This window comes from Cellulomonas alba, assembly GCF_030362835.1.
Classification (GTDB): Bacteria; Actinomycetota; Actinomycetes; order Actinomycetales; family Cellulomonadaceae; genus Cellulomonas; species Cellulomonas alba.
Window position 1 is genome coordinate 321,928 of record NZ_JAUCGQ010000001.1, and the last position, 23,732, is coordinate 345,659.

22 protein-coding genes are annotated in these 23,732 nt (G+C 71.7%); 12 read left to right on the top strand and 10 right to left on the bottom strand.

The genetic code is table 11. The features are described 5' to 3' along the window. Positions 1-27: 27 nt before the first annotated feature. Positions 28-2,019, top strand: coding sequence for a Stk1 family PASTA domain-containing Ser/Thr kinase (gene pknB, locus QRT04_RS01500; RefSeq protein ID WP_289453114.1), 1,992 nt, complete (start codon positions 28-30; stop codon positions 2,017-2,019). A gap of 156 nt (positions 2,020-2,175) precedes the next feature. Here the strand turns inward: pknB and QRT04_RS01505 are convergent, their stop codons facing one another. The 3 genes from QRT04_RS01505 to QRT04_RS01515 form a co-directional block, all read right to left on the bottom strand. Further along, the gene (locus QRT04_RS01505) at positions 2,176-3,528 is read right to left on the bottom strand and encodes a class II 3-deoxy-7-phosphoheptulonate synthase (RefSeq protein ID WP_289453115.1); all 1,353 of its coding nucleotides are present in this window, start codon (positions 3,526-3,528) and stop codon (positions 2,176-2,178) included. Further along, positions 3,525-4,745, bottom strand: coding sequence for a pyrophosphate--fructose-6-phosphate 1-phosphotransferase (locus QRT04_RS01510; RefSeq protein ID WP_289453116.1), 1,221 nt, complete (start codon positions 4,743-4,745; stop codon positions 3,525-3,527). Before QRT04_RS01510 ends, QRT04_RS01505 begins: the two co-directional genes overlap by 4 nt. Before the next feature lie 127 nt (positions 4,746-4,872). Beyond that, the gene (locus QRT04_RS01515) at positions 4,873-5,673 is read right to left on the bottom strand and encodes a lysophospholipid acyltransferase family protein (protein WP_289453117.1); all 801 of its coding nucleotides are present in this window, start codon (positions 5,671-5,673) and stop codon (positions 4,873-4,875) included. A 107-nt stretch (positions 5,674-5,780) separates the two neighbouring features. On the opposite strand from QRT04_RS01515, the gene QRT04_RS01520 reads away from it, so the two are divergent. Further along, a complete protein-coding gene (locus QRT04_RS01520) occupies positions 5,781-6,353 on the top strand; it encodes a hypothetical protein (RefSeq protein ID WP_289453118.1) in 573 nt (190 codons plus the stop codon). Positions 6,354-6,380: 27 nt separating this feature from the next. Here the strand turns inward: QRT04_RS01520 and QRT04_RS01525 are convergent, their stop codons facing one another. After that, a complete protein-coding gene (locus QRT04_RS01525) occupies positions 6,381-7,325 on the bottom strand; it encodes an ROK family glucokinase (protein ID WP_289453119.1) in 945 nt (314 codons plus the stop codon). A gap of 192 nt (positions 7,326-7,517) precedes the next feature. On the opposite strand from QRT04_RS01525, the gene QRT04_RS01530 reads away from it, so the two are divergent. Continuing rightward, positions 7,518-9,320 carry an AMP-dependent synthetase/ligase gene (locus QRT04_RS01530; RefSeq protein WP_289453120.1) on the top strand — a complete coding sequence of 601 codons (1,803 nt, stop codon included), beginning with the start codon at positions 7,518-7,520 and terminating at the stop codon, positions 9,318-9,320. 3 nt (positions 9,321-9,323) lie between these two features. On the opposite strand, the gene QRT04_RS01535 is transcribed toward QRT04_RS01530, so the two are convergent. Next, positions 9,324-9,515: a hypothetical protein gene (locus QRT04_RS01535; RefSeq protein ID WP_289453121.1), complete on the bottom strand. Its 192-nt coding sequence runs from the start codon at positions 9,513-9,515 to the stop codon at positions 9,324-9,326. 186 nt (positions 9,516-9,701) lie between these two features. Between QRT04_RS01535 and QRT04_RS01540 the strand changes: the two genes are divergently transcribed. Together QRT04_RS01540 and QRT04_RS01545 are read left to right on the top strand one after the other, a co-directional pair. Next, positions 9,702-11,561 carry a DEDD exonuclease domain-containing protein gene (locus QRT04_RS01540; protein WP_289453122.1) on the top strand — a complete coding sequence of 620 codons (1,860 nt, stop codon included), beginning with the start codon at positions 9,702-9,704 and terminating at the stop codon, positions 11,559-11,561. Between the two features lie 8 nt (positions 11,562-11,569). Continuing rightward, entirely contained in the window at positions 11,570-11,851 is a 282-nt protein-coding gene (locus QRT04_RS01545; RefSeq protein WP_289453123.1) for an Lrp/AsnC family transcriptional regulator, read from the top strand. A 164-nt stretch (positions 11,852-12,015) separates the two neighbouring features. Here the strand turns inward: QRT04_RS01545 and trpD are convergent, their stop codons facing one another. Continuing rightward, entirely contained in the window at positions 12,016-13,062 is a 1,047-nt protein-coding gene (gene trpD / locus QRT04_RS01550; RefSeq protein WP_289453124.1) for an anthranilate phosphoribosyltransferase, read from the bottom strand. Further along, positions 13,059-13,472, bottom strand: a complete 414-nt coding sequence (locus QRT04_RS01555; protein WP_289453125.1) for a response regulator transcription factor — start codon at positions 13,470-13,472, stop codon at positions 13,059-13,061. The genes trpD and QRT04_RS01555 overlap by 4 nt, the downstream gene beginning before the upstream one ends. A 288-nt stretch (positions 13,473-13,760) precedes the next feature. On the opposite strand from QRT04_RS01555, the gene ctaE reads away from it, so the two are divergent. From ctaE to QRT04_RS01590, 7 genes are all read left to right on the top strand, one after another. After that, the gene (gene ctaE / locus QRT04_RS01560) at positions 13,761-14,408 is read left to right on the top strand and encodes an aa3-type cytochrome oxidase subunit III (RefSeq protein WP_289453126.1); all 648 of its coding nucleotides are present in this window, start codon (positions 13,761-13,763) and stop codon (positions 14,406-14,408) included. A gap of 50 nt (positions 14,409-14,458) precedes the next feature. Further along, on the top strand, positions 14,459-15,244 hold the full coding sequence (gene qcrC, locus QRT04_RS01565) for a cytochrome bc1 complex diheme cytochrome c subunit (RefSeq protein WP_289453127.1): 786 nt from the start codon (positions 14,459-14,461) through the stop codon (positions 15,242-15,244). Then, the gene (qcrA, locus tag QRT04_RS01570; protein WP_289453128.1) at positions 15,241-16,275 is read left to right on the top strand and encodes a cytochrome bc1 complex Rieske iron-sulfur subunit; all 1,035 of its coding nucleotides are present in this window, start codon (positions 15,241-15,243) and stop codon (positions 16,273-16,275) included. The genes qcrC and qcrA overlap by 4 nt, the downstream gene beginning before the upstream one ends. Next, complete coding sequence (gene qcrB, locus QRT04_RS01575; protein ID WP_289453129.1) at positions 16,272-17,999, top strand: cytochrome bc1 complex cytochrome b subunit; 1,728 nt, start codon at positions 16,272-16,274, stop codon at positions 17,997-17,999. The genes qcrA and qcrB overlap by 4 nt, the downstream gene beginning before the upstream one ends. A gap of 117 nt (positions 18,000-18,116) precedes the next feature. After that, positions 18,117-18,746 carry a superoxide dismutase gene (locus tag QRT04_RS01580; RefSeq protein ID WP_289453130.1) on the top strand — a complete coding sequence of 210 codons (630 nt, stop codon included), beginning with the start codon at positions 18,117-18,119 and terminating at the stop codon, positions 18,744-18,746. A 66-nt stretch (positions 18,747-18,812) separates the two neighbouring features. Next, positions 18,813-19,541 carry a 2-phosphosulfolactate phosphatase gene (locus tag QRT04_RS01585; RefSeq protein ID WP_289453131.1) on the top strand — a complete coding sequence of 243 codons (729 nt, stop codon included), beginning with the start codon at positions 18,813-18,815 and terminating at the stop codon, positions 19,539-19,541. Positions 19,542-19,644: 103 nt separating this feature from the next. Next, a complete protein-coding gene (locus tag QRT04_RS01590) occupies positions 19,645-20,379 on the top strand; it encodes a class I SAM-dependent methyltransferase (RefSeq protein ID WP_289453132.1) in 735 nt (244 codons plus the stop codon). An 83-nt stretch (positions 20,380-20,462) separates the two neighbouring features. On the opposite strand, the gene QRT04_RS01595 is transcribed toward QRT04_RS01590, so the two are convergent. Genes QRT04_RS01595 through ctaC form a run of 3 tightly spaced genes read right to left on the bottom strand, consistent with a single transcriptional unit; the run spans position 20,463 to position 23,574 of the window. Then, positions 20,463-20,861, bottom strand: coding sequence for a cytochrome c oxidase subunit 4 (locus QRT04_RS01595; protein ID WP_289453133.1), 399 nt, complete (start codon positions 20,859-20,861; stop codon positions 20,463-20,465). Beyond that, positions 20,861-22,675, bottom strand: a complete 1,815-nt coding sequence (gene ctaD / locus QRT04_RS01600; protein ID WP_289453134.1) for an aa3-type cytochrome oxidase subunit I — start codon at positions 22,673-22,675, stop codon at positions 20,861-20,863. Before ctaD ends, QRT04_RS01595 begins: the two co-directional genes overlap by 1 nt. Next, the gene (gene ctaC / locus QRT04_RS01605; protein ID WP_289453135.1) at positions 22,675-23,574 is read right to left on the bottom strand and encodes an aa3-type cytochrome oxidase subunit II; all 900 of its coding nucleotides are present in this window, start codon (positions 23,572-23,574) and stop codon (positions 22,675-22,677) included. The genes ctaD and ctaC overlap by 1 nt, the downstream gene beginning before the upstream one ends. Between the last annotated feature and the right edge of the window lie 158 nt (positions 23,575-23,732).

Genomic DNA, 23,732 nt, shown 5'->3' on the forward strand with positions numbered 1-23,732 from the left:
GCACCGCCCGACCGTAGACTCCTGCACGTGGGAGCGACCGTCACCGATCCGCTCGTCGGCCGTCTGGTCGACGGGCGCTACGAGGTGCTCTCGCGCATCGCCCGCGGCGGCATGGCGACCGTCTACCTGGCCGTCGACCGGCGCCTCGACCGCGAGGTCGCGCTCAAGGTCATGCACCCGCACCTGGCAGAGGGCACGTCCGGCGCCGACTTCGTCGCCCGGTTCCGACGCGAGGCGCGGACGGCCGCGCGGCTGACGCACCCCGGCCTCGTGGGGGTGTACGACCAGGGCGTCGACGGCGACACGAGCTACCTGACCATGGAGTACGTCGACGGCGTCACGCTGCGACGACGGCTCGGCGAGCGGGGCGCCCTCAGCGTCGGCGAGGCCCTGCGGATCGCGGACGCCGTGCTCGACGCGCTCGCCGCGGCACATCGGGGCGGCCTCGTGCACCGCGACATCAAGCCCGAGAACGTGCTGCTGGCCAACGACGACCGCGTCAAGCTCGCCGACTTCGGCCTCGCCCGCGCCGTCACCGAGGTCACCGCGACGACCACGGGCACGGTGCTCGGCACGGTCGCGTACCTCGCGCCCGAGCTCGTCGTCCGGGGCGTCTCCGACGCCCGCACCGACGTGTACGCGTGCGGGGTGCTGCTCTTCGAGATGCTCACCGGGAAGCAGCCGTTCACGGGCGACACGCCCATCCAGGTCGCGTTCCAGCACGTCAACAACGATGTGCCCGCACCGTCCGACCAGGTCGACTGGCTGCCGATCGAGGTCGACGAGCTGGTCCGCGCGCTCGCCGCCCGCGACCCCGACGACCGCCCCGTCGACGCGGCCGCGGCCGCCGCGCTGCTTCGCCGCACCCGCGCCGAGCTCGACCCCGAGACGCTCGCGCGCGCCGCCGACGTCCCGCCGACGATCGTCCTGCCCGCCGCGACCGACCCCGACGAGACCGAGCTCGACACCGGCTCCGCGTCGACCGACGAGACGACGTGGATCGAGCCGGTCGACCACCACGGCAGCACCGTCGCGCTCCCGATCGGCCTGGCGAGCGCGTCCGCTCCCGCGGCGACGGCTCCCGCGGCCGGACGCGTGGCCGCGCCACGTCGGCGGCACCGTCTGCTGGCGGCGCTGCTCGTGCTGGTGCTCCTGCTCGGCGGAGGCGCCTGGTGGTACGTGGCCGCAGGTCCCGCCGCGCACGCCACCGTCCCGCCGCTCGCCGGTCTGTCGCAGCAGGCCGCGACGCGTGCGCTGGCCGCCCGGGGGCTCCACGCGCACGCGGTGCAGGCGTACGACGACGCCTCGGTCGGCACGGTCTTCTCGAGCCAGCCCCGGTCCGGCGCGCAGGTGCACAAGGGCTCGGACGTCACGATCTCGGTGTCGCAGGGCCCGCGGCTGACGACGATGCCGAAGAAGCTGATCGGCGTGATGCAGAACCAGGCCGCCGCGACCCTCCAGGCGGCGCACCTCGGCGTGTCCTACGGCGAGCAGCAGTACGACGACGCGGCGCCGCGCGGCGCGGTGCTGCACGCCACGCTCCCCGACGGCAGCGCCGCGATCGGCGGCGACAGGGTGCCGTGGGGCACCACCGTGCAGCTGGTGATCTCCGACGGCCCCGCACCCGTGACGATCCCGTCGGTGCTCGGCGGCTCGCAGGCCGACGCGAAGGAGACGCTGAGCGGCTCGGGACTCAAGCTCGCCGTCAAGAAGGCGTACAGCGACACGGTGCCGGCCGGGCAGGTCATGGCGCAGTCACCGAAGCCCGACGCCGAGGGCCATCGCGGCGAGACCGTCACGGTGACCGTCTCCCAGGGTCCAGAGCTCGTCGACCTGCCCAACGTCTACGGCGAGAACGTGGCCAACGCGACGAAGCGGCTCCAGGAGGCGGGCTTCAAGGTCGAGGTCCACCAGCCTCAGGGCATCACGCCGCTCAACATCGTGTACTCGCAGCACCCGGGCGGCGGAGGCGGCAAGCAGGCACCCAAGGGCAGCACGGTCGTCATCAACGTCTTCTGACACGCGCGCGTGCCGCGCCCGCGTGACCCGGGCGTCCCCGGATCGGCGCGTCCGGAGCGGTCGGTCGCGCCCGGCAGGACGCGTGCCGCGCGCCCGCGTGACCGGAGACGACGAAGGCCGGTGCCCGGGTCGGCCCGGCACCGGCCCCTCGTCACCTCAGGCCTGCCGCAGCAGCTCCGCGACCTGGAACGCGAGCTCGAGCGACTGCTGGTGGTTGAGCCGCGGGTCGACGAGCGTCTCGTACCGGCGGGCGAGGCCGTCGTCGTCGATCTCCTCCGAGCCACCGAGCACCTCGGTGACGTCGTCACCCGTCAGCTCGATCAGCAGACCGCCCGGGACCGTGCCGAGCGCGCGGTGCACCTCGAAGAAGCCCGCGACCTCGTCGACCACGTCGGAGAACCGCCGCGTCTTGTAGCCGGACGCCGACGTGAAGCCGTTGCCGTGCATCGGATCGCAGACCCACGTGACGGGACGGCCGTCCGCCGACACCTTCTCGACGATCTCCGGCAGCAGGTCCCGCACCTTCGACGCGCCCATGCGGGTCACGAACGTGAGCCGGCCCGGCTCCCCCGTCGGGTTCAGCCGGTCGAGCAGCGCGAGCGCGTCGTCCGTCGTCGTGGTCGGGCCCAGCTTGACCCCGATCGGGTTCTGCACGCGCGAGAAGAAGTCGACGTGTGCCCCGTCGAGCTGGCGCGTGCGCTCCCCGATCCACACGAAGTGGGCCGAGCAGTCGTACGGCAGGCCCGTGCGGCTGTCGATCCGCGTCAGCGGCCGCTCGTAGTCGAGCAGCAGCCCCTCGTGGCTCGAGTAGAAGTCGACCGTCCGCAGCTGCTCGAAGTCGGCGCCGCACGCCGCCATGAAGCGGATGGCGCGGTCGATCTCGGCCGCGAGCACCTCGTAGCGCGCGTACGCCGGGCTCTTGATGAAGCCGCGGTTCCACTCGTGCACGCGCAGCAGCGACGCGAAGCCACCCGTCGTGAACGCCCGGATCAGGTTCAGCGTCGAGGCGGACGTGTGGTACGCCTCGAGCAGCCGCTGCGGGTCGGGGCGCCGGTCCTCCGGCGTGAACCCGAAGCCGTTGACGATGTCGCCGCGGAACGCGGGCAGCGTCACGCCGTCGCGCGTCTCGTCGCCCGACGACCGCGGCTTCGCGTACTGGCCCGCCATCCGGCCGACCTTCACCACGGGCAGGCTCGCGCCGTAGGTCAGCACGACCGCCATCTGGAGGATCGTCTTGATCTTGTTCCGGATGTTGTCGGCCGTCGCCTCGGCGAAGGTCTCGGCGCAGTCGCCGCCGACCAGCACGAACGCCTCACCGCGGCTCGCCGCCGCGAGCTGCGCGCGCAGGGCGTCCGCCTCACCGGCGAACACGAGCGGCGGCAGCTGCCCGAGCTTGGCCGTCGCACGCGCGAGCTCGTCCTGGTCCGGCCACGTCGGCTGCTGCAGCGCGTTCAGGCCACGCCAGGCGTCGAGCCCCTCGACGACGGCCGGGTCCGGCTCGACGCTCACGAGTGACTCGCCGGGACGAGCTGCTGACCGATGTCCGAGAGCAGGGCGCCGAACCACTCCTGCTGCACGTCGAACGGCTTGCCGCCCGCGATGCGGGGGAACTCGATCGCGCGCAGCACGTCGCCGCGCTCCTCGTCGTGGCCGATGACGCCGGACTCGCCGCGCAGCGCGCACTCGACCGCGAGGTCCGTCATCGACTTGATGAGGCGCAGGTCCTCGGCGTTCGCCGCAGCGGCGCGCGAGTAGTAGCCGGACTTCTGGACCATCGTCTTCTCGGCGCCGAGCTTCTCGGCGAACTGCTTCGCGAACCACTGGCCCGGGTTGATGGTGTCGAGCTTGACGTGACCGAACGGGTCGCGCTCCGGGGGCGTGCCCGCGGCGGTGAGCTGGTCGACGATCTCGTGCATGCCCGCACCCTCCGACAGGAAGATGTTGACGTTGCCCTGCTCGTCCATGACCTTGCGCAGGCGCTCCGCCTCGGCGTCGATGTCGAGCGCGAGCTCGGGCACGAAGACGGCGTGGATGTCCCAGCGCTCGCGCGTGAGGCCGATGCCCGGCACCCACTCCTGCGTGTCGAGCCACTTGCGGTACTCCGCGGCGGCGGCCGCCGTCAGCCACCCGCAGTGCCGGCCCATGACCTCGTGCACGATCAGCATGCGGGGGCCCGAGCGGTGCTCTCCGATGATGTTGGCCGCGAAGCCCGCGGCCTCCTCGGCCGCCGTCCACGCGCCCAGCGACTGGCGGATCGGCACCACGTCGTTGTCGATCGTCTTGGGCAGGCCGACGACCGTCAGCCCGTAGCCGTTGTCCGCGAGGTACGCCGCGAGGTCCGCAGCGGTCGTGTTGGTGTCGTCGCCGCCGATCGTGTGCAGCACGTCCACGCCGTCCGCCTTGAGCTGCTCGGCCGCGACCTGCAGCGGGTCCTCGCCCTCCTTGACCAGGCCGCGCTTGACGCAGTCCTTGGCGTTGGTGAGCTTGACGCGCGAGTTGCCGATGGGCGAGCCGCCGAAGCGGTGCAGGACGCCCGCGTTCTTGCGCACCTCGTCCGTCACGACGATCTTGTCGCCGCGCAGCAGCCCGTAGTACCCGTGCTCGTAGGCGATGATCTCGATCTCCGGCGCGATCTCGGTGTAGCGCTCGATGAGGCCACCGACGGCGGAGGACAGGCACGGAGCGAAGCCACCCGCGGTGAGGAGAGCGACGCGACGAACCGACATGAGACACACCTTCCGTTGGGTCAGACGACCGGACACCCCACGGTGCCCGAGCCAGGTCGTGCGCCGCCAGGCCATTGGTCCGGGTCGCGCACGCGTGCGGCCGCACGGGCTTGCGCCGGCGACCGCGTCATCCTACTGACGGCTCGTCCTGCTCCTGGGGGGGGACCGGCACCTGGACGTCCGGCACCGGACGGCCGCCCGGCGCCGCTGCGGCCGCGCCTGGCTCTTCGCCCGCCGCGGCAGGGTGGCCGGCGGCGATGCGCGCCTTCTGCGTCGCGGCGTACACGTCGACGTACTCCTGGCCGGAGAGGCTCATGATCGCGTACATGATCTCGTCGGTGACGGCGCGGAGGATGAACCGGTCGTTCTCCATGCCGCGGTAGCGCGAGAAGTCGAGCGGCTCGCCGATCACGACGCCGATCCGCATCACCTTGGGGATGCGGCGGCCGATGGGCTGCGCGACGTCGGTGCCGACCATCGCGATCGGGACGACCGGCGCGCCGGACTCGAGCGCGAGTCGCGCGATGCCGGTCTTGCCGCGGTACAGGCGACCGTCCGGGCTGCGCGTGCCCTCGGGGTAGATCCCGAACAGGCCGCCCTCCTCGAGCCGCCGCAGGCCGGTCCGGAGCGCCGCCTCCGAGGCCTTGCCGCCACCCCGGTCGACTGGGATCGTGCCGACGCCGCGCATGAAGCCCGCGGTCATCCGGCCCTTGACGCCCGAGCCGGTGAAGTACTCCTGCTTGCCGATGAACACGAGCTCGCGGTCCAGCACGAGCGGCAGGAAGAACGAGTCGATCACCGCGAGGTGGTTGCTCGCGAGGATCGCGCCGCCCGAGGCGGGCACGTGCTCGGCGCCGCGCACCCACGGCCGGTAGACCAGGTGCAGCAGCGGGCCCACGAACACCCGCTTCATCAGCCAGTAGAACAACAGCTCACCTTTCCAGGCCGCCGGTCGTCGACGTCCACGCGCGGTTCCGAACCCTCGCCGCGGCATGAGGCCACCCCGACCGCTGCGTCCGACTCTAGAGTGCTTCCATGGCTCCACGCCCCGACGACCCCGACGACGCGGCCCCCGCACCGGGTGCCGACGCGCCGCGGGACGGCGTACCGGGCGACCACGAGCCGACCGACGACGAGCGCTGGGCGCAGATCGTCGCGGACCTGGGCGACCTCGACGCGCTCGACGACCTCGAGACGTTCACGACGCTCGAGGACGGCGGCCTGCCAATCCGCTCCGACGACGCGCGGGTCGTGCGCCCCGCCGAGCAGCCGGAGCCGCCGGCCCGGCCCGAGCTCGCCGGGCGCGACTGGGACGGCACCGCGCAGTACGACGAGGCCGAGGCGACGGTCGACGCGCACGAGCACTTCGTGCCGCCGGACCCCGGTCCCGTGCTCGGGGGCGACCCGCTGCTCACCATGGCGTGGTTCGCGGCGGCGGGCATGCCGCTCTTCCTGCTGATCGTGCTGATCTTCTGGCGGAGCGCACCGATCGCGCTGGTCCAGGCCGCGGCGCTCGTGTTCGTCGTCGGTGTGGCCGTGCTCGTCTGGCGCATGCCGCAGAGGCGGGACCCCGACGACCACGACCCGGACAACGGCGCCGTCGTCTGACGCTCTGCGACGCAGGTCGAGTCGGGTTCAGAGCCGAGCGAGGTCCGCGGCGCCGACCATGCCGGCGTCGTTGCCCATCGACGCGACGGTGATCGTCGCCTCCGGCCGGTGCCCGCGCGCCGAGAGCTGCTCGGCGAACGCCCGCCGCGCCGGCACGATCACGAGGTCACCGGCCGCGGCGACACCGCCACCGACGACGATCAGCTCGGGGTCGAGCAGCGCCGCCACGGACGCCGCGCCCTCGCCGACCCAGCGCCCGAGCTCGGCGAGGAGCTCGACGGAGAGCGGGTCGCCGTCCTGCGCCGCCTTCGTGACGTGCGGGCCCACGATCTTCGCGGGGTCGCCGCCCGCGAGCGCGACGAGCGTCTCCGCGCGATCCGGCTGGGCGATCGCGGCGGCCTGTGCCTCGCGGACGAGCGCGCTGCCCGACGCGTACTGCTCCCAGCAGCCCTCGTGCCCGCAGCCGCAGTAGTGGCCACCGGGGACGACGCGCATGTGACCGATCTCGGCGGCGACACCCCACGCGCCGCGCACGAGCCGACCCTCGGTGACGATGGCGCCGCCGAGCCCCGTCCCGAGGGTGAGCATCAGCATGTCGTCCACGTCGCGCGCGGGCCCGAACCGGAACTCGGCCCACCCGGCAGCGTTCGCGTCGTTCTCGACGACGATCGTGATGTCGTCCTCGATCAGCGCCGCGACCTTGTCGCGCAGCGGGTAGTCGCGCCACGCGATGTTGGGCGCGAACAGCACGCCGCTGCGGTCCGCGGAGACGAAGCCCGCTGCCGCGACACCGATGGCGCCGACCTCGTGCTTCGCCGAGAGCTCGGCGTACACGTCCGCGATGGCGGCGTCGATGCTGGCGACGTCGTCGGGCTCGGTGTCGCGACGGGTCTGGGCGATGATCGTCCCGTCCTCGTCCACGACGCCGGCCGCGATCTTGGTCCCGCCGATGTCCACACCGATGGCGCGCATTGTTTCGATCTCTCCCACGAGGTCGGTTTCTGCGGGTCTCGACCCCGCGACGGACCCCCACGCTAGCGGGGCGTCCGGACAGGTGTGGAACCGGTCCCGCAACGGCGAACACGCAGGGAGAGCGTGGTACCGAAGGTCCTACACAAGTCCCGTATCCTCGTCGCACACTTCGCCACTGTCACTGGAGCCAGCATGGACGAGTCGCGCGTCGCCCTGCGCGTCGAGGTCGATCCCGACCACAACCTCAACGACCTTCTCGCCGCGCGCGTGACGAGCACGCCGGACAAGGTCGTGATCGAGCACAAGGCGCAGGCGGGCGGCCCGTGGATCCCCTTGACGGCCCGCGAGTTCGACGCCGAGATCGTCGCCGTCGCGAAGGGGCTCGTGGCGTACGGCGTCGAGCCGGGCGACCACGTCGCGATCATGGCGCGCACCCGGTACGAGTGGACGCTGCTCGACTGGGCGACGTGGGCCGTGGGCGCCGTGCCGGTGCCGGTGTACGAGACCTCGTCCGCCGAGCAGGTGCAGTGGATCCTCGCGGACTCGGACGTCTCGGTCGTGTTCGTGGAGACCACCGAGCACGCCGCGACCGTCGCCGAGGTGCGGCCGGACCTCCCGACGCTGCGCGCCGTGCACACGATCGACGACGGCGCGATCGACGACCTCGTCGCCGCGGGCACGGGCGTTCCCGACGAGGAGATCGCCCGCCGCCGCGGGTTGGCCCGGCTCTCCGACGTCGCGACGATCATCTACACGTCCGGCACGACCGGCCGACCCAAGGGCGCCGAGCTCACGCACGGCAACTTCTACGAGCTGACGGCCAACACGGTCGCGGACCTGGCGGTCGTCGTCGCCGACCCGAACGCCCGCACCCTGCTGTTCCTGCCGCTCGCGCACGTGTTCGCGCGGTTCATCGAGGTGCTGTGCGTCCCCGCCGGCGCCGTGCTGGGACACGCGCCCGACACCCGGACCCTCATGGAGGACCTCGCGACGTTCCGGCCGACGTTCATCCTCGCCGTGCCGCGCGTGTTCGAGAAGGTCTACAACGGCGCCGAGCAGAAGGCCGCGATCGGCGGCAAGGGCGCGATCTTCCAGCGCGCCGCCAAGACGTCGATCGTCTACTCGCGCGCGCTGTCGACCCCTCGCGGGCCGAGCCCGTGGCTGCGCCTGCAGCACAAGGTCGCCGACGTGCTGGTGCTGCGCCGGCTGCGGGCCGCGCTCGGCGGCCAGGCCCGGTGGGCGATCTCCGGCGGCGCGCCGCTCGGCGAGCGGCTCGGGCACTTCTACCGCGGCCTGGGCCTGCACGTGCTCGAGGGTTACGGCCTCACCGAGACGACCGCCCCGGCCACCGTGAACCGGCCCGACAACATCAAGATCGGCACCGTCGGCCTGCCGATGCCGGGCACGTCGGTGCGCATCGCGGCGGACGGTGAGGTCGAGGTCCGCGGGATCCCGGTGTTCCGCGGCTACCGCAACAACGACGCCGCGACCGCGGAGGCCCTCGAGGACGGGTGGTTCCGCACGGGCGACCTCGGTGAGCTCGACTCCGACGGCTACCTGACGATCACGGGTCGCAAGAAGGAGATCATCGTCACCTCGGCGGGGAAGAACGTCGCGCCGGCGGTGCTCGAGGACCGCCTCCGCGCCCACCCCTTGATCTCGCAGGTGGTCGTCGTCGGCGACCAGCGTCCGTTCATCGGGGCGCTCGTCACGCTCGACCCCGAGGGCGTGCCGGGGTGGCTCGCCGCGCACGGCAAGCCCGCGATGTCGCTCGCCGAGGCCGCCAAGGACCCGGACGTGCTGGCGTCGCTGGACAAGGCCGTCGAGAAGGCGAACCTGGCCGTCTCACGCGCCGAGTCGATCCGCAAGATCCGCATCCTCGACACGGACCTCACGATCGACAACGGCTACCTGACGCCGAAGTTCAGCGTGCGGCGCGGCGTGGTGCTCAAGGACTTCGCGGCCGACGTCGACGCCCTGTACGCGCGGGACTGACCCTCACACCGCACGCACCAGTCGCAGCGGAGGGACGAGCCCCGACGCCGCCAGCACGTCGATCGCGCGCTGCTCCGCGTCGTCGAGGTCGACCGCAGGCGGCGCCGCGGCGCGCACGGGGATCGTGAGGAACGAGACGACGCAGTCGGCGCACGCCGCACCGCGGTGGGTGCACGAGTCGCAGTCGATGACCATGCCGCGGACGCTAGCCACGGGGTCCGACACGGGTCCGGGTGGCGGCGCTCCGGGCGGACGGACGGCTCCGCCGGCGGTTCGTCTGCCGCAACGGGCCGAGCCCGCCGCCGGCGCCCCAGGGCCGGTGCGCGCCACGCCGAGGGCGGCGACCGGGCCGTGTCGGTGCTCGTGGGTACCGTGCCGCCCATGCCACCGACGCGTCGCCTGCGCCCCGTCTGGGCGGGCGAGACGGTCGCGCCAGGGGCCGTCGCGGTCCAGCCCAGCCTGGACGACGTGGGCACGCCGCTCTCGGACGTCACGTTCGTCGTCGTCGACCTCGAGACGACGGGCGGCAGCGCCGTCGACTCGTCGATCACCGAGATCGGTGCGGTCAAGGTGCGCGGCGGCGAGGTGCTCGGCGAGTTCCAGACGCTCGTCGACCCGGGCGGCCCCGTGCCCGCGTACATCCAGGTGCTGACGGGCATCACCACCTCCATGCTCGTCGGCGCACCACCGATCGAGGAGGTCCTGCCGAGCTTCCTGGAGTTCGCCCACGGGTCGGTGCTCGTCGCGCACAACGCGCCCTTCGACGTCGGCTTCCTCAAGGCGGCGGCCGCCCGCACCGACCACGCCTGGCCCGGGTTCCGCGTGGTCGACACCGTGCGCCTCGCCCGGCGCGTCGTGACGCGTGACGAGGCGCCCAACCACCGGCTCGGCACGCTCGCCGCGCTGTTCCACGCGCAGGTCACGCCGAACCACCGCGCGCTGTCCGACGCTCGCGCCACGGTCGACGTGCTGCACGCGCTGCTTGGCCGGCTCGCTCCCCTGGGCGTCACGCACCTCGAGGACCTCGCCACCGCGAGCGACCCGGTGCCCTCCGACGTCCGTCGCAAGCGCACGCTCGCGGACCACCTGCCCGACGCCCCCGGGGTCTACCTGTTCCGCGGCCCGCACGACGAGGTGCTCTACGTCGGCACCTCGACCACGTCGCTGCGCAAACGCGTGCGCTCCTACTTCACGTCGGCCGAGAAGCGCGGCCGGATGGTCGAGATGGTGCGCATCGCCGAGCGCGTGGACCCCGTCGTCTGCGCGACGCCGCTCGAGGCGCGTGTGCGCGAGCTGCGCCTCATCGCCGAGCACTCCCCCCGCTACAACCGGCGGTCGCGCTTCCCCGAGCGGATGCCCTGGGTGCGGCTGACGGTCGAGCCGTACCCGCGGCTGAGCGTCGTCCGCGACGTCCGCGACGAGGAGGGCGCCGCCTACCTCGGCCCGTTCACGTCCGCCGGGTCCGCGCAGCTCGCCGTCGACGCGCTCCACGAGGCGTACGCCATCCGTCAGTGCGCCCGGCGGTTGCCGCTCGTCCCGGCCCGCGGGGCCTCGGCCTGCGTGCTGGCCGGTCTCGGCCGCTGCGGCGCGCCGTGCACCGGCGGCCAGACCCCCGACGACTACGCGCAGATCGTCGAGCTGGTCCGGTCCGGCATGCTCCGCGACCCCGCGCGGGTCGTCGGCGTGCATGCCGAGCGGATCGAGATGCTCGCGGCGCAGCAGCGCTACGAGGAGGCCGCCTCCGTCCGCGACCGGCTCGGCGCGTTCCTGCGCGGCTCGGCTCGGGCGCAGCGGCTCGACCCGATCGCTCGGTGCGCCGAGCTCGGGGCCGCGCTGCGGCTGCCGGACGGTGGCTGGGAGCTGCTCCTCGTCCGCCACGGCCGGCTCGCCGCGACCGCACGGGTCGACCGCCTCACCGACCCGCGGCCGGTGCTCACCACGCTCCAGGCGACGGCCGAGCACGTCGCGCCGCCCGTCGCTCCGGCGCCCGCGGCGCACCCGGAGGAGACCGACCTCGTCCTGGCGTGGCTCGAGCAGCCGGGCGTCCGGCTCGTCACGATCGACGGGACCTGGGCGGCCCCGACGCACTCGGCCCAGGCCACCACGGATCCCGGGAGCGCGATCGCGGCGCACCTCGAGCGGGTCGCCGGCACCGAGGCCCCGGTCGCCGACGCCCCAGGTCCCGTCGGCGAGGACGCGCCGGAGGCACCGCGGCGCACCGCGATGCCGCGCACGGCATGATGACGACCATGCTGACCGCCATCGTGATGATCGACACCGAGGCCTCCCGGATCCCGGAGGCGGCCGCCGAGATCGCGGAGATCCGCGGCGTGAGCGAGGTCTACTCCGTCACCGGCGGCGCCGATCTCATCGCGGTCGTGCGGGTCCGCGAGCACGACCAGCTCGCCGACGTCATCGCGGACCGGGTCAGCAAGGTCGAGGGCGTCGTCCGCACTCAGACGTTCATCGCGTTCCGCACGTACTCGCAGCACGACCTCGACCAGGCGTTCGCACTCGGGCTCGAGGACTGAGGCGGAGCGGAGCGGAGGGTGAGGGTCGCGCGCAGCGCGGCACTCGCCCGCAGCGCAGCGCAGCCGCAGTCCGACCACGGGCTGGAGGACTGAGGCGGAGCGGAGCGGAGGGTAAGGGTCGCGCGCAGCGCGGCACTCGCCCGCAGCGCAGCGCGCGCCCGAGGTCAGTCGCCGCTCGCCGCCCGCCAACGCGCCAGCACGTCGGCGGAAGCCCCTGAGTCGATCGCCTCGCGGGCGAGCCCGACCCCGGCGAGCAGCCGCTCCTCGAGCGGCCCCTCGCCGACGCCCGGCAGCGTGCCGTCGGCCACGATCGCGGCGGCGGCGTTGAGCAGCACGGTCTCGCGCACGGGCCCCGCCTCGCCGTCGAGCAGCCGGCGCGCGACGTCCGCGTTGTGCGCCGCGTCCCCGCCGCGCAGCTGGTCGACCGTCACGGCCGGCACCCCCAGCGCCGCCCAGTCGACGACGTGCTCCGCCACGATGCCGTCACGTACGTCCCACACCCGGGACGGCCCGCTCGCCGCGAGCTCGTCGAGCCCGTCCTCGCCGCGGAACACCAGCGCGTCGGTGCCCCGACCGGCGAGCACGCCGGCGATGATCCCGGCCATCCGATGGTCCGCCACGCCGATCGCGGCCGACGCGGGCTGCGCGGGGTTCGTCAGCGGACCGAGGAAGTTGAACACCGTGGCGATCCCCAGGTCGCCCCGCACCGCGCCGACGTGCCGCATCGACGGGTGGAACCGCGCGGCGAAGCAGAAGGTGATGCCGACCTCGGACGCCAGGGCGGCGACGCGCGCCGGCTCGTGGTCGAGCCGGATGCCGAGCGCCTCCAGCACGTCGGCCGAGCCGGACGACGACGACGCCGCACGGTTGCCGTGCTTGACGACGGTGAGGCCGGCTCCGGCGACGACGAGCGCGGACATCGTCGAGATGTTGACCGTGTGCGCGCGGTCCCCGCCCGTGCCGACGATGTCGACGCTCCGGCCGGGCACCGAGATCCGGATCGCGGCGTCGAGCATGCCCGCGGCGAGACCGGTCAGCTCGTCGACGGTCTCGCCCTTCGCGCGCAGCGCGACCAGGAAGCCGGCGACCTTCACCGGCGACGCCTCGCCGGCCATGATCTCGGTCATCGCCCAGGCGGTCTGCTCGGTGGTCAGGTCCTGCCGGGCGACGAGCGCCGTGATGAGGTCCGACCAGGTGCGCTGCGCGGTCATCCGGCGACGGCCGAGGCGCGCAGCAGCGCGACGACGGCGTCGTGCAGCTCGACCGGGTCAAGGGGCCGGCTCACCACGCCGTCGGCGTTCGACCAGGAGGCGAGCCACGCATCCTGGGGGCGGCCGGTCAGGACCAGCACCGGCGGGCACCGGAACACCTCGTCCTTGAGCTGGCGCGCCAGGCCCATGCCGCCGACCTTGTCGGCCTCCCCGTCGAGGATCAGCAGGTCCAGACCGCCCTGCTCGGCGGTCGCGATGACGCCGGCGGCCGTGGCGACCTCGGTCCACTCGATGTCGGGCTCACCGCGTCCGAGCCGCCGGCCGACGCCCAGGCGTACCTGCTCGCGCGCGTCGACGTCGTCGCTGTACAGCAGGATCCGGGGTCCGGTGGAGGTCTGCTCCGCGCTCATCGGTGGTCCTCATTCGTCGTCGACGTGGTCCAGCAGGCATCTTGGCAGATCCGCCGTGCCGCGTCGCACACCGCCACGGGCCGCGGCCCGCCGTCGCACTAGCACATCGGCGCCCGTCGCCGCCCTGGCGCGTCGTCGACCAGGGCTCGCTGCGGCGCCGGCGAGCGCCCGATCGCCGCGTGATCACGCGGCACGAAGTCGCGCGTCCGGCATCGAGGTGACGATGTGACATTTACCGCGCGGCGCGGCCTGGGCCCAATGGCCCATGCGGACCGTCCGTCCGCCATAATGACGAGCGTGTCGACCGCAACGGCTGCCCCTCGCACCGCCCCTCACGTGAGCGTCAACCGACCCAACCCGGTGTCGGTAGGGACGATCGTGTGGCTGGCCAGCGAGCTCATGTTCTTCGCCGGCCTCTTCGCCATGTACTTCACCGTCCGCGCAGCGGTGCCGGACGAGTGGGCGCTGCAGACGGAGAAGCTCAACGTCGCCTTCGCGAGCGTCAACACCACGGTGCTGGTGCTGTCGTCGGTGTCGTGCCAGCTCGGCGTCTGGGCCGCCGAGCGCTTCCAGCCGGCCCGCTCCGGCAAGCTCTGGCAGGTCAACCGCTGGGGCATGCACGAGTGGATCACGGTCACCTATCTCATGGGCGCCTTCTTCATCGGCGGCCAGATCTTCGAGTACGCGAGCCTCGTGCGTGACGGCCTCACGATCTCCTCGAGCCCGTACGGCTCGGTCTTCTACCTGACGACGGGCTTCCACGGCCTCCACGTCGTCGGCGGCCTCATCGCGTTCCTCTTCCTGCTCGGCCGGTCCTTCTCGGCCAAGCGCTTCGGTCACCACGAGGCGACCACGGCGATCGTGACGTCGTACTACTGGCACTTCGTCGACATCGTCTGGATCGCCCTCTTCTCGGTGATCTACCTCCTGAAGTAACGCGCGCCGCGCACGTCCATCCCCACACTTTGCGAGACGAGGACCAATCCGTGAAGGCACTCGCAGCCCGCAGGCACGACCGGCGCGCGCCGATCGTCCTGCTCCTGCTGGCGCTGCTGCTCACCGGCGGGCTGTACGCGGCGTTCGCGCCGTCGGCCTCCGCCGCAGCTCCCACCTCGGCGAGCGCGGACGACATCGCCAAGGGCAAGCAGCTCTTCCAGGCCAACTGCTCGACGTGCCACGGGCCGTCGGCGGCGGGCACCGCGAGCGGCCCGTCGCTCATCGGCGTCGGTGCTGCCGCCGTCGACTTCCAGGTCGGCACGGGCCGCATGCCCGCCGTCATGGACGGCCCCCAGGTCGAGGCGAAGCCGGTCCAGTTCAGCCAGGAGCAGATCAACCAGCTCGCGGCCTACGTCGCGTCGCTCGGCCCCGGCCCGGCGATCCCGACCGCCGAGGAGGTCGACCCGGCGAAGGGCGACCCGGCCACCGGCATGGCCCTGTTCCGCACGAACTGCGCGATGTGCCACAACGCGGTCGGCGCGGGCGGCGCGCTGTCGCGCGGCAAGTTCGCGCCGAACCTGTGGGAGACGTCCCCCACGCACCTCTTCGAGGCGATGCTCACCGGCCCGCAGTCGATGCCGGTGTTCAACAACGCCAACCTCACCCCTGACGAGAAGCGCGACATCATCGCGTTCATCAACGAGCAGGGCGGCGCCGCTCCGGGCGGCCTCGACCTCGGTGCCATCGGCCCCGTGAGCGAGGGCCTGTGGGCGTGGGTCGTCGGCCTCGGTCTCCTCATCGGTGCGGCAGTCTGGATCGGAGCGAAGTCCTCGTGAGCACTCACGACAACGGCCACGAGGCCGGTCACGACGTCGTCGTCCACGACGGCGACGCGCTGCCTGCACGGTTCGAGAACCCGGGGTTCGAGAAGCACCACCCGCGCATGGGTGACCTCGACGAGCACGCGAACAAGAAGTCCGAGCGCATCGTCGTCGCGCTGTTCACGATCTCGATCCTGGGCACGCTGTTCTTCCTGATCGCCTACTTCGTGTGGCCCCCGGGCACGACTCCCGTCGAGATGCGCCGGTCGAACCTCGCGCTCGGCCTCGGGCTCGCGTTCGCCCTGCTCGGCATCGGCACCGCGGCGATCCACTGGGCCAAGGCGCTCATGAACGACCACGAGAAGTCCGAGGAGCGCCACGAGCAGCGCAGCGACGACGACACGCGCGCCGGGGCGATCGAGGTCCTCAAGGACGGCGCCGCCGACTCGGCGATCGGCCGCCGCGGCGTGCTCAAGGGCGCCATGATCACGGCGCTCGCGCTCTTCCCGCTGCCCATCGTGCTGGCCCTCATCGGCAACATCGGCGAGGACTGGAACATCGGCCAGCTGAAGCACACGATGTGGAAGAAGGGCACGCGACTCACGACCGACCCGGTCGGCCGTCCCGTCAAGGCCTCCGACGTCACGATCGGCTCGGTCTGGCACATCATCCCCGAGGGGCTCGACAAGGAGCCTCACCCGCTCGACGAGAAGGCCAAGGCCGTCGTGCTGCTGCTCCGCCTCGACCCGCGCGACATCAAGCGCGAGCAGGGCGTGGGCTGGTCGTACGACGGGATCCTGGCGTTCTCGAAGATCTGCACGCACGTCGGCTGCCCCGTGGCCCTGTACGAGCAGCAGACGCACCACCTGCTGTGCCCGTGCCACCAGTCGACGTTCGACGTCGCGGACGGCGCGAAGGTCATCTTCGGGCCCGCCAAGCGACCCCTTCCGCAGCTGCCGATCACCGTCGACGACGAGGGCTACCTGGTCGCACAGAGCGACTTCCACCAGCCCGTCGGCCCGAGCTTCTGGGAGCGTCTCAAGTGAGCACCACCGCCGCCCCGACGCGCACCGAGCGGCTCGCCGCCGGCACCGCCGACTACCTGGACCAGCGCACCGGCCTCGGCGCGGCCGTCAAGACGTTCGCGCGGAAGATCTTCCCCGACCACTGGTCGTTCCTGCTCGGCGAGATCGCGCTCTACAGCTTCATCACGCTGATCATCTCCGGCATCTTCCTGACGATGTTCTTCGTGCCGAGCATGACGGAGACGGTCTACCACGGGCCCTGGGCGTCGCTGAACGGCGTGCAGATGTCGGAGGCGTTCTCCTCCACGCTGCGCCTGTCGTTCGAGGTCCGCGGTGGTCTGCTCATGCGACAGATCCACCACTGGGCCGCGCTGATCTTCATGGCGTCGATCGTCACGCACATGTTCCGGATCTTCTTCACCGGCGCGTTCCGCAAGCCGCGCGAGCTCAACTGGCTGGTCGGCTTCACGCTGCTGATCCTCGGCCTGCTGGCCGGCTTCTCGGGCTACTCGCTGCCGGACGACGTCCTGTCGGGCAACGGCCTGCGCATCGCCGACGGCGTCGCGCTCGCCGTCCCGATCATCGGCACCTACGCCTCGTACCTGCTGTTCGGCGGCCAGTTCCCGGGCCAGGACCTCATCCCCCGCCTGTTCACCGTGCACATCCTCGTGGTGCCCGGCCTGATCCTGGCGCTCATCGGCCTGCACCTGTTCTTCGTCGTGCTGCACAAGCACACGCAGTACCCGGGCTCGGGCCGGTCGAACAAGAACGTCGTCGGCTACCCGCTGTTCCCGATCTACGTCGCGAAGGCGGGCGGCTACTTCTTCCTGGTGTTCGGAGTCATCGCGCTGATGGGCGCGACGATGTCGATCAACCCGGTGTGGAGCTACGGTCCGTTCGACCCGTCCCCCGTCTCCGCGGGTGCGCAGCCCGACTGGTACATGCTCTTCCTCGAGGGTGCGCTACGTCTGATGCCGGGCCAGGCCGAGATCGTGATCGGCGGCTTCACGCTGTCGCTCAACATCATCGTGCCCGCCATGATCGTGCCGGGCGTGCTCTTCACGGCGCTCGCGATCTACCCGTTCCTCGAGGCGTGGGTGACCGGCGACAAGCGTGAGCACCACCTGCTCGACCGGCCGCGCAACCGACCGTTCCGCACCGGTTTCGGCGTCTCGCTGCTCGTCGCGTTCCTGATCCTCGTGCTCGCAGGCTCCAACGACCTGATCGCGACGCACTTCCACCTGTCGATCAACGACATCACGTGGGCGTTCCGTGTGCTGATCTTCGTCGGCCCGTGGTTCGCGTTCTGGGTGACCAAGCGCATCTGCCTGGGCCTGCAGCGCAAGGACCGCGAGCTCGTGCTCCACGGCCACGAGACGGGCCGCATCGTGCGGTTCGCCAGCGGCGAGTACATCGAGGTGCACAAGCCGCTCGACGCGCACGAGCGCTGGATCCGCGTGCAGCACGACGCGATCCGTCCGCTCGAGATCGAGCCGGCGGAGGACTCGCGCGGAGTGCGCCGCAAGGGCTACCGCATCGACCGCATGCGCCAGCGGATCTCGACGGTCTTCTACGAGGACCGCGTCGAGCCGGTCACGCCCGCGGAGCTCGCGGCTGCGCACTCGCACGGCGAGCACGACTCGCTGGCCGCGGCAGACGCGCACGCCGAGGTCACGGCGGGAGTCGGTGCGGGCGTCGTGTCCGACGGCCGGGACCACCTGAGCGCCGACGCGCGCGATCACTGAATCTCGACAAGAGTTGACCGGGGTCGGGCGGCTCGCCGTGACGGCGAGCCGCCCGCTCGCGTTTCCGCCGCCGACCGAACAGTCGGTCGCGGCCTGATGCAGGAGAGGTAATCGCGCATGGCTGACTACTCACTTCCCGACCTGCCCTACGACTACGCGGCGCTCGAGCCGCACATCTCGGGCCGGATCATGGAGCTGCACCACGACAAGCACCACGCCGCCTACGTGACGGGTGCGAACACGGCGCTCGAGAAGCTCGCCGAGGCGCACGCGTCGGGCGACTACGCCGCGGTCAACCTCCACGAGAAGAACCTCGCGTTCAACCTCGGCGGCCACGTCAACCACTCCGTGTTCTGGCAGAACCTCTCCCCCGAGGGTGGCGACCGCCCCGACGGCGAGCTCGGTGCCGCGATCGACGAGTTCTTCGGCTCGTTCGACGCGTTCCAGAAGCACTTCGCCGCCAACGCCGTGGGCATCCAGGGCTCGGGCTGGTCGATCCTGGCGTGGGACTCGATCGGTCAGAAGCTCGTGATCGTGCAGCTCTACGACCAGCAGAGCAACATCGCGCTCGGCCTCGTCCCGGTGGTCGTGCTCGACATGTGGGAGCACGCGTTCTACCTGGACTACGTCAACGTCAAGGCGGACTACGTCAAGGCGTGGTGGAACATCGTCAGCTGGTCCGACGCGGCGGCGCGCTTCGACCGTGCCCGCTCGCAGACCGCGGGGCTCATCGTCCCCGCCGTCTGACGCCACAGCCTCGAAGGGCCGCACCCCGCACGGGTGCGGCCCTTCGTCGTCTGGTAGACAACCGGGGTGCCGAGCTCGCGTGTCGACGTCGCCTGGTGGCAGGACGAGCCAGATCTCGCCGGCGCCGACGTCCTCGTCGTGGTGGACGTCCTGAGCTTCACGACGACGCTCGCGGTCGCCGCGGACCGCGGCATCGAGGTGGTCCCGTGCGACCTGGACGGGCGCGAGGCCGCCGTGCTCGCCGAACGCCACCACGCCCGGCTCGCGTCGCACCGACGCACCGCCGGACCCGGCGAGGTGTCGCTCTCCCCCGCCTCGGTCCGCACGGCGGCGGACGTGCGCCGACTCGTGCTGCCATCCCCCAACGGCGCAGCCGTGAGCGCGGAGCTGGCCGCCTCGGGCCGCGTCGTGATCGGGGCGGCGCTGTACAACGCGCACGCCGTGGGGCGTTGGATCCGTGCTCGCCACCCGGGCGCACGCACGCTCGTGGTCGCGTGCGGTGAACGCCGGGACGACGGCACGATCCGCCGCGCCGAGGAGGACCTCTGGGGCGCCGGTGCGGTCGTGGACGCGCTCGTCGACGGCGGCGCACGGCCGTCGGAGGCGGCGGCCCGGGCGCGAGACGTGTGGGACGGCGTCGCGGACCGCGCGCAGGCGTCGCTCCTGCCCTGCCAGAGCGGGAGGGAGCTCGCATCGGCCGGCTTCACCTCGGACGTCGTCATCGCTGCGGAGGTCGATCGCGGCGACGCGGCCGCGGTCCTGCACGACGGTGTCTACGTCCCGGTCCGGCCGTGACACCGCGTCAGCCGACCGCGTCGCACGACCGGGCACCGCTCGCCCTCGCACGCATCGCGGAGCCGGCCCTGCGGCTGCTGACCGGCCTCGTATCCTCGGCGGGATGACAGGTCCGCAGCACTTCGACCGGCACGCGAGCCTGTACACGCGGGCGCGGCCTCCGTACCCCGCAGCGCTGTGGGGCGAGCTCGCCGAGCTCGGGCTCCTCCAGCCCGGCGGCCGGGTGCTCGATCTCGGCGCCGGCACCGGTCAGGCCACCGGTCCGCTCCTCGACGCGGGCATGCGCGTGACGGCGGTCGAACCGGGTCCGGCGCTCGCGGCGGAGCTCCGGGAGCGCTACCCGGACGCTGTCGTGCTCCCGAGCACGGCGGAGTCCGCGGTCCTGGACGCCGCGTCGTTCGACCTGGCGGTCTGCGCCACCGCGGTGCACTGGCTCGACCTCGACCTCGTGCTCCCGCGGCTGCACGACGCGCTGGCCGACGGCGGCCACCTCGCGGTCTGGATGAACGAGTTCGGCGACCCCGCGGTGACGACGCCGTTCCGCGAGCGCGTCGGCGACATCGTGGCCCGCCGGGGCGCACCGCCTCGGACGGAGCGGGCCCTCGACCCGGCCGAGTGGCCCGTCGCTCTGACGGCCGGCGGCCACTTCGAGGTGGTGACCGCTCGACGGTTCCGCTGGTCCGTGCGGCTGAGCTCCGACCAGGTGCGCGACCTGTTCACGACGTTCAGCAACTGGTCGGCGGCGGAGGTCGACGAGGCTGCGGACGCGGCGCGAGAGCTCGGTGGTGTCGTCACGGAGCACTACGCGACGCCGCTCATCGTGCTGCGTCGGCGCTGAACCGGGCGGCGGCGCCCGGCCCTCGCAACGGCGACGGCCCCCGCCAGGAAGCTGGAGGGGGCCGTCGCTGATCCGTCGTGGGGTCAGTGCGCGTGGATCCCGCGGCTGAACTCGAACACCCAGCCGACGAGGCCGATGATCGCGAGCGCGACACCGATGCCGGTGAGCCAGAAGCCGACCGCCAGACCGAGGAACGCGATCGCCGCCGCGGCACCGATGACCAGCGGCCACCACGACCACGGGCTGTACACGCCCTGGTCGCCCTGGCCCTCGGCGATCTCCCCCTGCTCGTCGTCCTCGGGCCGCGGGTCGATCCGCCGCGAGAGGAGCGCGAGATAGGCGCCGATCATGCCGACGAGGCCACCGACGAGCGGGATGCCCACGGTGCCGACGGGCTCGCCGTGGCTCCACACGCCGTAGATCAGACCGACGGGGAAGAAGAACAGGATCCCGTAGAGGAAGAGCTTGACCTCGAGCTTCATCAGGCGTTCTCCTCGCCCTCGGTCGGCCGGTTGACCGGGTCGTCGACGATGGTCGTCGTCGACTGCTCCGACTCGCTCTCGCCGTTCACGACCCGCTCGACAGCCGACTCGGTCTCACCCGTGCGCTCGGCCTGCCAGTCGAACGGGCCGCCGCCCGGCTCGACGTAGTCCATCGCCGCGACCTCGGGGTGGTGCAGGTCGAACGCGGGGCGCTCCGAGCGGATGCGGGGCAGCGACGTGAAGTTGTGCCGGGGCGGCGGGCAGCTGGTCGCCCACTCGAGCGACGCGCCGTAGCCCCACGGGTCGTCGACGGCCACGAGCGGCGCGTTGCGCCAGGTCGTGTAGACGTTCCAGAGGAACGGGATCATCGACGCAGCGAGGATGAACGACCCGACCGTGGACAGCTGGTTCATCCACGTGAAGCCGTCGTCCGGCGAGTAGTCCGCGTACCGGCGCGGCATGCCGAGGACGCCGAGCCAGTGCTGGACGAGGAACGTCGTGTGGAAGCCGATGAACAGCAGCCAGAAGTGCCACTTGCCGAGCGTCTCGTTGAGCATCCGGCCCGTCATCTTCGGCCACCAGAAGTAGAAGCCCGCGAACATCGCGAACACGACGGTGCCGAAGACCACGTAGTGGAAGTGCGCCACCACGAAGTACGAGTCGGAGAGCTGGAAGTCGAGACCCGGGCTGGACAGGATGATGCCCGTCAGGCCGCCGAACAGGAACGTGACGAGGAACCCGATCGACCACAGCATCGGCGTCTCGAACGTGAGCTTGCCGCGCCACATGGTGCCGATCCAGTTGAAGAACTTCACGCCGGTCGGCACCGCGATCAGCATCGTCATGAACGAGAAGAACGGCAGCAGCACCGAGCCCGTGACGTACATGTGGTGCGCCCACACGGTGACCGACAGGGCCGCGATCGCGATCGTCGCGTAGATCAGGCCCTTGTAGCCGAAGATCGGCTTGCGGCTGAACACCGGCAGGATCTCGGTGACGATGCCGAAGAACGGCAGCGCGATGATGTAGACCTCGGGGTGCCCGAAGAACCAGAACAGGTGCTGCCACAGGATGGCGCCGCCGTTCTCGGGGTTGAACACCTGCGCGCCGAGCCGGCGGTCCGCACCGAGCGCGAACAGCGCCGAGGCCAGCGGCGGGAACGCCATCAGCACGAGCAGCGACGTCACGAGGATGTTCCACGTGAAGATCGGCATCCGGAACATCGTCATGCCGGGCGCGCGCATCGTGATGATCGTCGTGATGAAGTTGACGGCGCCGAGGATCGTGCCGAAGCCGGCGAGCGCCAGGCCGAAGACCCACAGGTCGCCGCCGAGCCCCGGCGAGTACACGGAGTTCGAGAGCGGCGCGTACGCGAACCAGCCGAACGAGGCCGCGCCCTGAGGCGTGAGGAACCCGCCCGCGGCGATGAGGCCGCCGAACAGGAACAGCCAGTACGCGAACATGTTGAGCCGCGGGAACGCCACGTCGGGCGCGCCGATCTGCAGCGGCATGATCACGTTCGCGAAGCCGGCGAACAGGGGCGTCGCGAACAGCAGCAGCATGATCGTGCCGTGCATCGTGAACGCCTGGTTGTACTGCTCCTTCGACTGGAACAGCTGCATGCCGGGCTCGAACAGCTCGGCGCGCATCAGCAGCGCGAGGACGCCGCCGACGAGGAACCAGATGAACGACGTGATCAGGTACAGGTAGCCGATCGTCTTGTGGTCCGTCGAGGTGACCCACTTAACGACCGTGCGACCGAGCGTCTGGCGCGAGGGCGCCAGACCGGGGATGTGCTCCGCGACCGCGGCCATCACTTGCTGCCTTCCTGCGAGCGGGGCTCCGTGGTGCTGTGCGCGCTGTCGAGGTCCTGCTGGCGGCTCAGGTCGAGCGGCAGCGAACCCTGCTGGCCGTTGGCCTTGAGCTCCGCGATGTGCTTGTCGTAGTCGGCCTTCGTCACGACGTTGACGTTGAAGAGCATCGACGAGTGGTACTCGCCGCAGAGCTCGGCGCACTTGCCGCGGTAGTGCCCGACCTTCGTGGGCGTCACCGCGAACGAGTTCGTCTTGCCGGGGATGACGTCCATCTTGTAGAGGAACTCGGGCACCCAGAACGAGTGGATGACGTCACGCGAGTTCAGCGTGAACAGCACGCGCTCGTCCACCGGGAGCCAGAGCGTCACCTGGTCGTCGAGCACGCCCTCTCCGGTGCCGACGTCCTGCGCGTGCTGGCCCGTCTCGAACGCGTCGTCGTCGAGGTAGTTGAAGTCCCAGCTCCACTGCTTGGCGATCACCTGCACGTGGTTCTGCGCGGGCTTCGACGTGTCCTGGATCTCCGTGACGTCGCGGTTCGTGTAGTAGAACAGCACGCCGATCATGACGATCGGGAGGATCACGTACATGATCTCGAGCGGCACGTGGTACCGGAGCTGGACAGGCAGGACGTTGTCGCCCTTGCGCTTGCGGTAGACGGCGACGCACCAGAGCATCAGGCCCCACGTGATGAGCCCGACCACCAGCGCCGCGATCCACGAGCCGACCCACAGGTGCGTGATGCGACCGGTCTGGTCCGTGACCTCGGCGTCGGAGCTGCCGGGCAGCCATCCGCGCTGGACCTGCTCCGAGCATCCGCTGAGCAGGAGTGCGGCGGCGGCCGTCAGGCCGGCCCAGGCGAGCGCCGGGCGACGCTTCCTGCGGGGGTTGTCCGGGTGCACGGGGAACCTTCCACTTCCGGGCCCCGTGGCACGTCGCCGCGCGGCTGGCGGCATAGCCCGGGACCTTCGTCCTCGACGCGTGCAGCCTAGCGCGCCGGTTACCCGCTTTCGCCCCGGCGACACCCCTTGACGACACGTTGTCAGCACCGTCACATCCG

Excerpts from the sequence above, each read along its gene's own strand:
- QRT04_RS01510 (WP_289453116.1), bottom strand. The coding sequence starts at position 4,745 with ATGTCGGTTCGTCGCGTCGCTCTCCTCACCGCGGGTGGCTTCGCTCCG.
- QRT04_RS01520 (WP_289453118.1), top strand. The coding sequence starts at position 5,781 with ATGGCTCCACGCCCCGACGACCCCGACGACGCGGCCCCCGCACCGGGT.
- QRT04_RS01525 (WP_289453119.1), bottom strand. The coding sequence starts at position 7,325 with ATGCGCGCCATCGGTGTGGACATCGGCGGGACCAAGATCGCGGCCGGC.
- QRT04_RS01530 (WP_289453120.1), top strand. The coding sequence starts at position 7,518 with ATGGACGAGTCGCGCGTCGCCCTGCGCGTCGAGGTCGATCCCGACCAC.
- QRT04_RS01535 (WP_289453121.1), bottom strand. The coding sequence starts at position 9,515 with ATGGTCATCGACTGCGACTCGTGCACCCACCGCGGTGCGGCGTGCGCC.
- QRT04_RS01540 (WP_289453122.1), top strand. The coding sequence starts at position 9,702 with ATGCCACCGACGCGTCGCCTGCGCCCCGTCTGGGCGGGCGAGACGGTC.
- QRT04_RS01545 (WP_289453123.1), top strand. The coding sequence starts at position 11,570 with ATGCTGACCGCCATCGTGATGATCGACACCGAGGCCTCCCGGATCCCG.
- trpD (WP_289453124.1), bottom strand. The coding sequence starts at position 13,062 with ATGACCGCGCAGCGCACCTGGTCGGACCTCATCACGGCGCTCGTCGCC.
- QRT04_RS01555 (WP_289453125.1), bottom strand. The coding sequence starts at position 13,472 with ATGAGCGCGGAGCAGACCTCCACCGGACCCCGGATCCTGCTGTACAGC.
- ctaE (WP_289453126.1), top strand. The coding sequence starts at position 13,761 with ATGACGAGCGTGTCGACCGCAACGGCTGCCCCTCGCACCGCCCCTCAC.
- QRT04_RS01580 (WP_289453130.1), top strand. The coding sequence starts at position 18,117 with ATGGCTGACTACTCACTTCCCGACCTGCCCTACGACTACGCGGCGCTC.
- QRT04_RS01590 (WP_289453132.1), top strand. The coding sequence starts at position 19,645 with ATGACAGGTCCGCAGCACTTCGACCGGCACGCGAGCCTGTACACGCGG.
- QRT04_RS01595 (WP_289453133.1), bottom strand. The coding sequence starts at position 20,861 with ATGAAGCTCGAGGTCAAGCTCTTCCTCTACGGGATCCTGTTCTTCTTC.
- ctaD (WP_289453134.1), bottom strand. The coding sequence starts at position 22,675 with ATGGCCGCGGTCGCGGAGCACATCCCCGGTCTGGCGCCCTCGCGCCAG.